The 9714-nt window shown below is 45.1% G+C and carries 12 protein-coding genes; all 12 read right to left on the bottom strand.

The annotated features are described in order from the left end of the window. Nucleotides 1-1224, bottom strand: a 1224-nt coding sequence (gene mgtE / locus QVA83_RS16350; protein ID WP_287498687.1) for a magnesium transporter, incomplete at its 3' end; no start/stop codon positions are given. A 174-nt stretch (nt 1225-1398) separates the two neighbouring features. Further along, nucleotides 1399-1671, bottom strand: a complete 273-nt coding sequence (locus tag QVA83_RS16345) for an HPr family phosphocarrier protein (protein ID WP_014948339.1) — start codon at nt 1669-1671, stop codon at nt 1399-1401. Next, nucleotides 1671-2516, bottom strand: coding sequence for an RNase adapter RapZ (gene rapZ / locus QVA83_RS16340; protein ID WP_014948340.1), 846 nt, complete (start codon nt 2514-2516; stop codon nt 1671-1673). Before rapZ ends, QVA83_RS16345 begins: the two co-directional genes overlap by 1 nt. An 84-nt stretch (nt 2517-2600) precedes the next feature. Continuing rightward, a complete protein-coding gene (gene ptsN, locus QVA83_RS16335) occupies nt 2601-3044 on the bottom strand; it encodes a PTS IIA-like nitrogen regulatory protein PtsN (RefSeq protein WP_014948341.1) in 444 nt (147 codons plus the stop codon). Nucleotides 3045-3057: 13 nt separating this feature from the next. After that, nucleotides 3058-3345 carry a ribosome hibernation promoting factor gene (gene hpf, locus QVA83_RS16330; RefSeq protein WP_012517338.1) on the bottom strand — a complete coding sequence of 96 codons (288 nt, stop codon included), beginning with the start codon at nt 3343-3345 and terminating at the stop codon, nt 3058-3060. Nucleotides 3346-3375: 30 nt separating this feature from the next. Further along, nucleotides 3376-4857, bottom strand: coding sequence for an RNA polymerase factor sigma-54 (locus QVA83_RS16325; RefSeq protein ID WP_014948342.1), 1482 nt, complete (start codon nt 4855-4857; stop codon nt 3376-3378). A gap of 73 nt (nt 4858-4930) precedes the next feature. Next, the gene (lptB, locus tag QVA83_RS16320; protein WP_014948343.1) at nt 4931-5656 is read right to left on the bottom strand and encodes an LPS export ABC transporter ATP-binding protein; all 726 of its coding nucleotides are present in this window, start codon (nt 5654-5656) and stop codon (nt 4931-4933) included. Nucleotides 5657-5658: 2 nt separating this feature from the next. Further along, nucleotides 5659-6213 carry a lipopolysaccharide transport periplasmic protein LptA gene (gene lptA, locus QVA83_RS16315; protein WP_014948344.1) on the bottom strand — a complete coding sequence of 185 codons (555 nt, stop codon included), beginning with the start codon at nt 6211-6213 and terminating at the stop codon, nt 5659-5661. After that, complete coding sequence (gene lptC, locus QVA83_RS16310; protein ID WP_014948345.1) at nt 6182-6760, bottom strand: LPS export ABC transporter periplasmic protein LptC; 579 nt, start codon at nt 6758-6760, stop codon at nt 6182-6184. The genes lptA and lptC overlap by 32 nt, the downstream gene beginning before the upstream one ends. Beyond that, nucleotides 6757-7305 carry a 3-deoxy-manno-octulosonate-8-phosphatase KdsC gene (gene kdsC / locus QVA83_RS16305; RefSeq protein WP_014978397.1) on the bottom strand — a complete coding sequence of 183 codons (549 nt, stop codon included), beginning with the start codon at nt 7303-7305 and terminating at the stop codon, nt 6757-6759. Before kdsC ends, lptC begins: the two co-directional genes overlap by 4 nt. Continuing rightward, a complete protein-coding gene (locus tag QVA83_RS16300) occupies nt 7306-8286 on the bottom strand; it encodes a KpsF/GutQ family sugar-phosphate isomerase (protein ID WP_061094262.1) in 981 nt (326 codons plus the stop codon). A gap of 2 nt (nt 8287-8288) precedes the next feature. Continuing rightward, nucleotides 8289-9245 (bottom strand): calcium/sodium antiporter, encoded by a 957-nt coding sequence (locus QVA83_RS16295; protein WP_014948348.1) that lies wholly within the window; start codon nt 9243-9245, stop codon nt 8289-8291. Nucleotides 9246-9714: the final 469 nt, after the last annotated feature.

The following is a 9714-nucleotide window of genomic DNA, read 5'->3' as shown; positions in this document are numbered from 1 at the left end:
CGCTAAAGCAGCCGCAATCATGTTTACCATCATGGCAAAGGCAATAATTACGCCCAGCATGTAATCTTGTTTCCATAACGCGATGACAGAGGCAATAAGCACCGCCCAAATAGCACCGTTTAAAAAGCCGATGGATATTTCTTTACTGATAAGCCATCGTGAGTTACTTGCGTTAACATGGCCTAGTGCCATACCACGGATAACTAGCGTTAGCGTCTGGTTACCCGCTACACCGCCCATACTAGGGACAATGGTATTTAGAATAGCTAACACAGCCAGTTGGCTCAGCGTTGCTTCAAATAGATCACTCACCATCGCAGCCATTAGCGCCGTCACTAAGTTTACCGCCAGCCACACCGAGCGTCGTTTGGTACTTTGCATAACGGGTGCAAAGGTATCTTCGTCGTCATCAAGACCCGCCATACTCATCATCGAGTGCTCGGCGTCCTCACGAATAATATCAACCACGTCATCAATGGTAATTCGGCCCACTAAGCGATGGTTTTCATCTACAACAGGTGCTGAAAGCCAATTGTATCGCTCGAACAGGCTCGCCACTTCGTCGTCTGGCATATTCACAGGAATCGCTTCAGATTCCTCGTCCATAACGTCAGACACTTTATCGTCGGTATCTGCGGTGAGTAAACGGGTAACCGGAACAATACCAACAAGGTTGTCAGTTCGGTTTACCACGTAAAACGTATCCGTATTCTCAGGTAGCTCACCTTTTAAGCGGATATAGCGCAGAACCACGTCAATGGTCACATCTGGACGTAATGTGATGGTGTCGGTGTTCATGATGAAACCAGCGGTTTCCTCACCGTAAGACAGCGCTTGCTCTGCGCGCACGCGATCTTGTGCATCCATCGAATCTAGAATATCGGCCAATACTGGCTCGGGAAGGCTGCTTAGCGTCTCTGCTAAGTCATCGGTATCCATCTCTTCAAGTGCGTCAACCACATTAGCGGGAAGCATTTTTGTAATGATACCGTTTCGAACATCGTCAGACAGTTCTTCTAAAATGTCGCCGTGAAAGTCACCATCAATGAGCTCCCATAATTCGTCACGGGTTCTGCTAGGGCTAGATTCAAGAATGTGGGCGACGTCTGAAGGCGGTAATTCAAGCAGAAGCTTACGTACAGATACGAATTGACCGTTGGTCAACGCAGCGTTGAGTGCGCGTAACTGAGTTTGTACGTATTTAGAAACAAGCGCTTCTGCCATAAGGCGTTATTCCTACAAGCTAAAAGATGAACAATGCAGGCCATAGAGCCTAAGTGGGCGTAGAATATCGCAATTATGATGAGTCTGTCATGATAATTGCGTAGGTTTTGCGCAGGATTTTAAGATAACTGCGCTAAGTGTTGATTAATTGGTCAATGGATTGGGCAAGTAAGACTATTCGTCTTCGTTAAATCTGCCCTCAATAAGCTCTTCAATAGCTGCAAGTGCATCAACAGCATCACTGCCGTCCACAATCACGTCTACCTGTTCACCTTGATGGCTTTCAAGCATCATTAATCCCAATACACTGCTTGCGTCTGCTTCTTTATCGCCTTTTTTTAAGATGATTTTAGCGTCGAATTGATTAGCCAGTTTAACCAGTTGGGTCGCCGCTCTTGCATGCAACCCTAACTTATTGACGATAGTTAGCGTTTTTTGAATAGTCATTACTGATTCAGCTCTCTATGACGAATTTGAACATCAGGGTGTATTTCACTGAAGGTTTTCGACAGGGTCTGTGCGATATAAACCGAACGGTGTTGGCCACCAGTACAGCCAATCGCTACGGTTACGTAACTTCTGTTATTGCGCTCTAAATGAGGCAGCCATGTCGTTATTAAATTCTGAATTTGCCAAATGAACTTGGTCACTACAGGCTGCGACCCCAAAAATACTTCTACTGGTGCGTCTAATCCGGTCAGATGTTTAAGGTCGGGCTCCCAATGGGGGTTAGGTAAAAAGCGGGCATCAAAAACGTAATCCGCATCTTTAGGAATACCGTGCTTAAAGCCAAACGACTCAAACACAAGCACAAGGCGTGAGCTTTTCTTACCCAAGATACGCTCTCGAATTAACTCTGCCAGTTGGTGAATGGTAAGCTTATCTGTGTCTAAATATAAATCTGCGCGTTCAGCAATAGGAGCAAGTAGGGCTGACTCGGCTTTAATGGCTTCTGAAAGCGATTTATTAAGCTTGGCGAGAGGGTGAAGACGACGTGTTTCGCTAAAACGCTTAACCAGTACATCATCGCTCGCGTCAATGTAAACAATGGTCATCGACCACGAAGAAGGCAGGTAGTCTAGAATTTCTACCAAATCGTCAGGATTTTTAGGTAAGTTTCTCACATCGATACTTACCGCAACCTGATCGTACTCGTCAACAACTGTATGGGTTAAGGTGGGAAGTAAGTTTACAGGGATATTATCAACACAGTAATAACCTAAATCTTCCAATGCGCGAAGTGCGACAGACTTACCAGACCCCGAACGACCACTGATTATTATCAGCTTCACCTACTTTCTCCCTAATACTCTGGTTTTATCACATACGCGTTGTTGAATTAGGCGCCTACTAAACGGTTAATAGGCGCTTAATGTTTAACTTAATGCAGATAGAATATCGTCGCTTGTCGTTGCGCGACGTATTGCTTTAATCGTTTCTTTGTCGCTTAGTTTACCAGCCACGGTGGCCAGCGTTTGAAGGTGTCCTTCGGTCTGTTCCTCGGGAACGAGTAGCGCAAAAAAGATGTCTACGGGTTTCTCGTCAAGGGCGTCAAAGTCGATTGCTGGCGTGCTGGTTACAACAATGGCAATCACTTTCTCAAGGCCCGGCAGGCGTCCGTGGGGCAGGGCGATACCATTGCCAATGCCTGTACTACCCATACGCTCTCGAGCCATCAAACTGTTGAGTATCGTTGCCTGATCAATGTTCTCGTTTTGCTTGGCAGCGATATCAGCGATGATCTCAAGAATTCGCTTTTTACTATTACACTGAACCGCACACTCGGTGCGGTCCAGACTTACGATGGCTTGTATATCCATGCTTAATTAACTACTAATGTTTTTTCAGTTTTTCCTTATGCTTGATTACCTGCCGGTCGAGTTTATCAACCATGCTGTCAATCGCCGCATACATGTCGGTATTTTCTGAGGATGCGAATACTTCAGCGCCACTTAAATGAACGGTCGCTTCGGCTTTTTGATTTAATTTTTCAACGTTCAGGATGACATGCACATTAGAAATGTGATCAAAGTGACGTTCAAGTTTGCTGAACTTCGTATCGACATAATTACGCAAAGAGTCGGTGATTTCGACATGATGACCAGTAAGGTTGATTTGCATATTTCGTCTTCCTTATATTATTAAGCCCGATTAAATAAGGCTTTTGCGTTGGTTCGACGGCGGGATCGACAACGATTCCCGGTACTTTGCTATTGTTCGCCGGGCAACTTTAATGCCTTGTTCGGCCAACAATGAAGCAATCTTGCTATCACTTAGCGGCTTGCTAGGCTTTTCAGCGGCCACTAATTTCTTGATCAATGCACGAATCGCTGTAGATGAACATTCACCACCAGACTCTGTTGCAACGTGGCTTGAGAAGAAATACTTCAATTCGAAGATTCCACGTGGCGTATGCATGTACTTTTGCGTTGTCACTCGCGAAATAGTGGATTCGTGCATATCTACCATTTCTGCGACATCATTTAGCACCATTGGTTTCATCATTTCCGGGCCGTGCTCAAAAAAGCCCATTTGCTGCTGCACAATGCAGTTTGCAACCTTCATTAAGGTTTCGTTACGAGATTCAAGGCTCTTTATGAACCACTTAGCCTCTTGCATGTGTGAGCGGATGAATTGTGAATCGCTACTATTCTTGGCACGGCGACTCATTGCAGCGTATTGTTGATTTACGCTTAACTTAGGCAGACTGTCGGGGTTCAGCTCAACCACCCAACGGCCATTTTTCTTGGTTACTGAGACATCAGGAATAACGTACTCAGGCTCTTTAGTAACTAAAGCACTACCTGGGCGAGGATTCAAGGTTTGCAGTAAACGCATTGCCTCGCGTAGCTGATCTTCTTTCAATCGGCTTTTACGCATAAGCGTACGATAGTCTTTGCTGCTCAGTAAGTCAGAGTACTCTTCAATCAGTTGCTTTGCTTCAGCAAGCCACGGTGTGTCTTCTGAAAACTGGCGCAATTGCACCATCAAACATTCTTGTGGAGAGCGAGAGCCAGAACCAATAGGGTCGAACATCTGAATGCGCTTAAGCACACATTCTATTTCGTCCATTTCAATCGGCTCTTCCATATCATCATCGTTAACCGCTTCTAAAATATCGTCAAGGGTAACGGTTAAATAACCTGACTCGTCAATAGAGTCGATGATTGCTGTAGCGATTGCGCGATCGGTATCCGAGAAATGGGTAAGGCGCATTTGCCAAAGAAGGTGCTCTTGAATATCTTCAGTAGTCTCACCTTGGAAGATTTGCTCGTCGTCATTGGATGGACCCGGAGCAGGCGAAGATGAAGCAGAGTAGTATTCATCCCACGTACTGTCGATTGGCAGCTCATCGGGAAGATCGTTTTTCTCAAGTGCATCGCCGGCTTCTAATGTGTCACTAGATGCAGAAGCAGTGGCCTCAGAGCCGCTGTCATCGTTGTCGATATTGTTCTTTTCTAGTTGCGGCTCGTCGTTACCTTCTTCAACTTCTAATAGCGGATTAGAATCGAGCGCTTCTTGGATCTCTTGTTGAAGATCAAGTGTAGAAAGCTGCAGCAGTTTAATGGCCTGCTGAAGCTGTGGTGTCATGGTAAGTTGTTGGCTAAATTTTAGCTGTAAAGATGGTTTCATCTACGTCTTATTTAAATGCTCTAAATTGAATATACCAGAGCGAAACTGAAAAATGACAATTCGGTTACATTAACTATAGCCTGAATTGTTCGCCTAGGTATACATCCCTTACTTTTTGATTACTTAAAACCTGTTCCGCCGTTCCTTGCGCAATAAGCTCGCCATGACTCACAATGTACGCCTTTTCACAAACATCCAATGTCTCTCGTACGTTATGGTCTGTGATAAGGATTCCAATCCCCCTATCGCGAAGATGTTGTATTATCTTCTTTATATCATTAACTGATATTGGATCAACACCAGCAAATGGTTCGTCTAACAAAATAAATTGCGGTTTTGCTGCCAGAGCGCGGGCAATCTCAACGCGTCGGCGTTCGCCCCCTGACAAACTCATCCCCGTACTATTACGTATATGGTTAATATTAAATTCATCAAGTAGCGCATCTGCTTCTTCTTCTTGCTGTTGTGAATTTAAATCTTTACGGGTTTGCAAAATGGCCATGATATTTTCATGCACTGTGAGCTTTCTGAAAATAGAGGCTTCCTGCGGTAGGTAGCCAATTCCGCGGCGTGCACGCTCGTGCATGGGCTGATGAGTTAGCTCATTGTCGTCGATTTCAATCTTGCCTTTATCCAGATTCACTAAACCAACAATCATGTAGAATGTGGTGGTCTTACCAGCGCCATTTGGGCCAAGAAGACCAACAATTTGACCCGTTGAGACAGACAGGCTTACATCTCGTACAACCTGTCGTGACTTGTAAGCCTTAGCAAGATTTTTAGCGCTCAAAGTTGCCATTGCTATTCATTGCCCTCGTTGTCTTTTTTGTCTTTCTTAGACGAAGTTTTGCGAATGGTCTCAGGCGTGAATACTGTGGTCACTCGACCCTCACCATCCTTACCTGCGCCGCCAGTCGCTAGCAATTGCTCGGTAATCATATCGAACGTGATGTTGTCACCCTGTACTTTACTGGTGTCTTGTTTCAACTCTGCGTTTCCGGCAAGAGAAATCGTTCGGTTCACCACTTCATAGCGTATTTCATTAGCTTTTGCCGAAACTGGCGTGCCGTCTTCCAATTGCTGGGAATAGCTTGCAGGCTTTCCTCTAGCAATAAATATTTCACGACCACCACCGTCAGTGGCAATTACTTCCACTTCGTCAGCTTCAATAACCAAAGAGCCTTGAGTTATGAGTACGTCGTCTTTGTACAACGCGGTTTTATTTTTACCGTCGATAAACTGGGTGTTCGAGCCTATTTTTATGGGCTGCGAAAAATCATCTTCACTGGCGTGTACCGCACCGCTAGCGATGGCAAGCAATAAACTAGTTGCTAGGGGAATAAGTGGTTTGTACATGATCTAAAAGCTCGTATTCTTGTGTGCGTAAATTCGCGTTAAACCCATTACTTAAAATGACATATTGGGTGCCCAGTATTTCAACGGGTTGGTCAGATGTCATTTGCTTGGTTTCTAAATTAATTTGAATGTACTCGGTCGATATACTTCTGACAAAGTCATCGCCAGTTTGGTTCTCAATATTAACTTGGTTTTCCAGCTGGATTAGCTCGTTATTGTATAGTGTACCTTCATCAGCGGTTACCACCCATGGTGATGACGCGTTTTCTGTATAAAGGGTGTATTTAGGTTGCTGAAACAATACAAAGCCAAGCTGGTCGTAATGCTCCATCGATTCTGCAAATACTTTGTGATTTAACTCACCGTCTTGATTGTACAGCGTAGTGGTTAGATTTTTTGCTTTGTAGGCGGGCTTTAGCGCATCGTTTTCACGATTTCCCTGCGTTTCAGGCTGCTCTTCCATCCACGTAGGGATGTACATCAGCATCGCCAGAATAAATAGCGCCGATATACTTAATCCTAAGCGATTAAAGCCAAACAGGCTCATACACTAGCTCCAAAAATCTCATTTGCTACCCCTTTGGCCTGCAAAATGGTATCCGATATTTCTCGGACCGCGCCAAACCCACCGGGAAGGGTCGTAATCCAGTTTGCTTGTTTTGCTACGTAAGGATGGGCATCGGCAACCGCAATTTTAACTGAAACGTGCTTGTACATACCCGTATCTGGCATGTCATCACCTACCGCAGCCACTTCGTCAGTGTTTAACTCAAGGCGTTTCATCAGGTCACTAAGCGCGTCTGCTTTATTCTCTTCGCCTTGAATTATATGTGCAACATTCAGTGCCTTCATTCTATTTTCAACAATGGCAGAGCGACGTCCAGTAATAACAGCGACATTCACTCCATTGCTCACTAGCGCTTTTACACCATATCCATCACGGGTATGGAATGCTTTAAGTTCTTCACCGTCGTTACCTAAGTAAATTCGGCCATCTGAGAACACACCATCAACGTCGCATACCAGCAACTTTATCTTGGCTAGTTTTGCGAAAAGCGAGTCATTTATTTCCGTGTACAAGGTGGTTGTCATTTAAAGCACTCCTGCTTTTAGTAGCATATGCATGTTAAAAGCCCCAACAGGTTTGCGCTTATCGTCAGTAACCATTAACGCACTAATTTTATGGGTTTCCATCAAATTCAGGGCTTCTACAGCCAGCTGACCTGCGGTGGTAGTCTTGCCGCCTTTAGTCATTACTTCTTCTACTGTCGCACTGTGTACGTCTACGCGGGCATCGAGAATTCGTCGTAGGTCGCCATCCGTAAAGACGCCTGTCAGCGTACCGTCTGCCGCTATCACGCCTGTCATACCCAACCCCTTTTTAGATATTTCCAGCAGTGCGTCAGCAACAGAAGCACTGGCATGGACAAGGGGGATATCACTGCCGCTTTGCATGATATCGCTAACTTTAAGCAGAAGTTTTCTGCCTAAACTGCCGCCTGGGTGCGAAAGCGCAAAGTCATCTGAGGTAAAACCTTTTTGGTCGAGCAGTGCTACCGCAAGCGCATCACCCATAACCAGTGTGGCGGTTGTGCTTGACGTAGGAGCAAGACCTAGCGAACACGCTTCTTTTTCAACGCTGATATCAAGCACGACATCTGCGTGTTGCCCTAATGAACTGGAAGCACTGTTGGTCATGGCGACCACCTGTATGCCTAAGCGTTTAACTACGGGCAATAAGTTAACGAGTTCGTTAGTCTCGCCAGAATTAGAGATGGCGAGTAAGACATCGCCTTTGCTTAGCATACCCAAGTCGCCATGGTTGGCTTCACCAGGGTGCATGAAAAATGCAGGAGTACCTGTACTGGCAAGCGTAGCGGCAATTTTATTTCCGATATGCCCAGACTTTCCCATACCACTCACGACAACTTTACCCTTGCAGGCAAAGAGAATATTACAGGCAGCGATAAATTCATTGTTTAAGCGCTCTGCCAGATTAGCAATAGCTTGAGTTTCAATTTCAATAACGCGCTTCGCTGAGTCGATATAGTTCATCTGAGTTTGTGTATTCATGATTATCCGAATAGCCAGAATTGATAGCCGATAAAGCAAGCCAGAAGTATGAATCCATTTGTTCTTGATATTGTACGTTTGCCGATTAAATCGAAGCTGAACAAGAACAATAATAATGTTAAACCAAGCATTACGTACATATCTCGGTTGTAAACGTCAGGGTCCAGGATACCAGGCGCGATTAACCCGGGCATGCCAAGTACGGCAAGCAGGTTGAAGATATTTGAGCCGATGATATTACCCAGTGCTAAATCGTCTTCCCCTTTCAGTACACCCGCAACACTTGCTGCTAGTTCAGGTAGACTTGTACCAAACGCAATAATCGTTAGTCCGATAACCAAATCCGAAATGCCCATGTATCTGGCAATTTCTACTGCTGAGTTCACCAAAAAGTGAGCACTTAATGGCAGTATTACAAGGCCAACACCAATCCAAATGAGGGCTGACGTATTCGAGACGCCTTTGGGGATTTCATCTGCGGTTTCCGCAACCAGAGGGTCTTCTTTATCTACCTGTAGCGACAGCCACGCCATCATTGCCAGTACGAAAATGAACAGGCCTAGTAGGATAATGCCTTCATAAGACTTAAGTTCACCGTCAAACATAAAGCCAATGGCAATCAATGAGATGATAAGGAGTGCTGGAAGCTCGCGCTTTAATGTTGTTGATGAAACAAGCAATGGTTTCACTAGCGCGGTTATACCTAAAACTAGCGCGATGTTTGTGATGTTAGAACCTAGCGCGTTACCCACGGCGGTGTTCATATTGCCATTTGCGGAGGCTATGGCGGAAACCACAATTTCAGGTGCCGAAGATCCCATAGCGACAATCGTTAGTCCGATCATCATTGGAGAAATGCCGATGTTTTTTGCTAATGCTGAGGCGCCATATACAAACCGGTCAGCGCTCCAACTCAGTACAATCAGCCCAACAAGAAAAATGACAATGTTTAAAAGCACAACAACCTGTAATAGAAAGTATTTCGCTAGATTGTCGCAAAAAGAGTGCCATTTGCCTATGCTCGCAGCGTTTTATTTTCGCCAAATACTGTCAATTGACGTAAATTTCCGCTGAATACGCAAATTAGGTCGCACTTACACACACAAGACGTCATATTCAGTTTCAGTTAAGAAACAACAAAATAGGATGGTATTAGGATTGATTTGGGAGGCTTGTAGGATACTAGATGGGCACTTGGGCGTGAGATACCGAATACCAGTCCGCATAGATAATTGCCCACTCAGAAGGCGCTGGCAAGTTTCCTAGCGAAGCGTGGGAATGCAGGAATGGCTGTTCCCTTTCAAATTCCCAGAATGAAGCTAGGAAGTTTGCCAGACCTTCCCGAAGGGCGAGTTTAAAATGTCCGTACTCTTTGTTGTGTCACCTTGATGTAGAACCACTATACCTGCGGTAACACGCCGCGATTAC

Origin of the sequence: Alteromonas sp. AO-Serp (assembly GCF_017849675.1) — a bacterium.
Lineage (GTDB): Bacteria > Pseudomonadota > Gammaproteobacteria > Enterobacterales > Alteromonadaceae > Alteromonas > Alteromonas macleodii.
Note: the sequence above shows the minus strand (reverse complement) of the source record. Positions and strands in the feature narration are given on the sequence as shown.

What these genes read in the sequence shown, in the direction of transcription:
- QVA83_RS16345 (WP_014948339.1), bottom strand. Translation starts at nt 1,671, where the DNA reads ATGACTATTCAAAAAACGCTAACTATCGTCAATAAGTTAGGGTTGCAT.
- lptC (WP_014948345.1), bottom strand. Translation starts at nt 6,760, where the DNA reads ATGAGCCTGTTTGGCTTTAATCGCTTAGGATTAAGTATATCGGCGCTA.
- hpf (WP_012517338.1), bottom strand. Translation starts at nt 3,345, where the DNA reads ATGCAAATCAACCTTACTGGTCATCATGTCGAAATCACCGACTCTTTG.
- lptB (WP_014948343.1), bottom strand. Translation starts at nt 5,656, where the DNA reads ATGGCAACTTTGAGCGCTAAAAATCTTGCTAAGGCTTACAAGTCACGA.
- lptA (WP_014948344.1), bottom strand. Translation starts at nt 6,213, where the DNA reads ATGTACAAACCACTTATTCCCCTAGCAACTAGTTTATTGCTTGCCATC.
- QVA83_RS16300 (WP_061094262.1), bottom strand. Translation starts at nt 8,286, where the DNA reads ATGAATACACAAACTCAGATGAACTATATCGACTCAGCGAAGCGCGTT.
- kdsC (WP_014978397.1), bottom strand. Translation starts at nt 7,305, where the DNA reads ATGACAACCACCTTGTACACGGAAATAAATGACTCGCTTTTCGCAAAA.
- ptsN (WP_014948341.1), bottom strand. Translation starts at nt 3,044, where the DNA reads ATGGATATACAAGCCATCGTAAGTCTGGACCGCACCGAGTGTGCGGTT.
- QVA83_RS16325 (WP_014948342.1), bottom strand. Translation starts at nt 4,857, where the DNA reads ATGAAACCATCTTTACAGCTAAAATTTAGCCAACAACTTACCATGACA.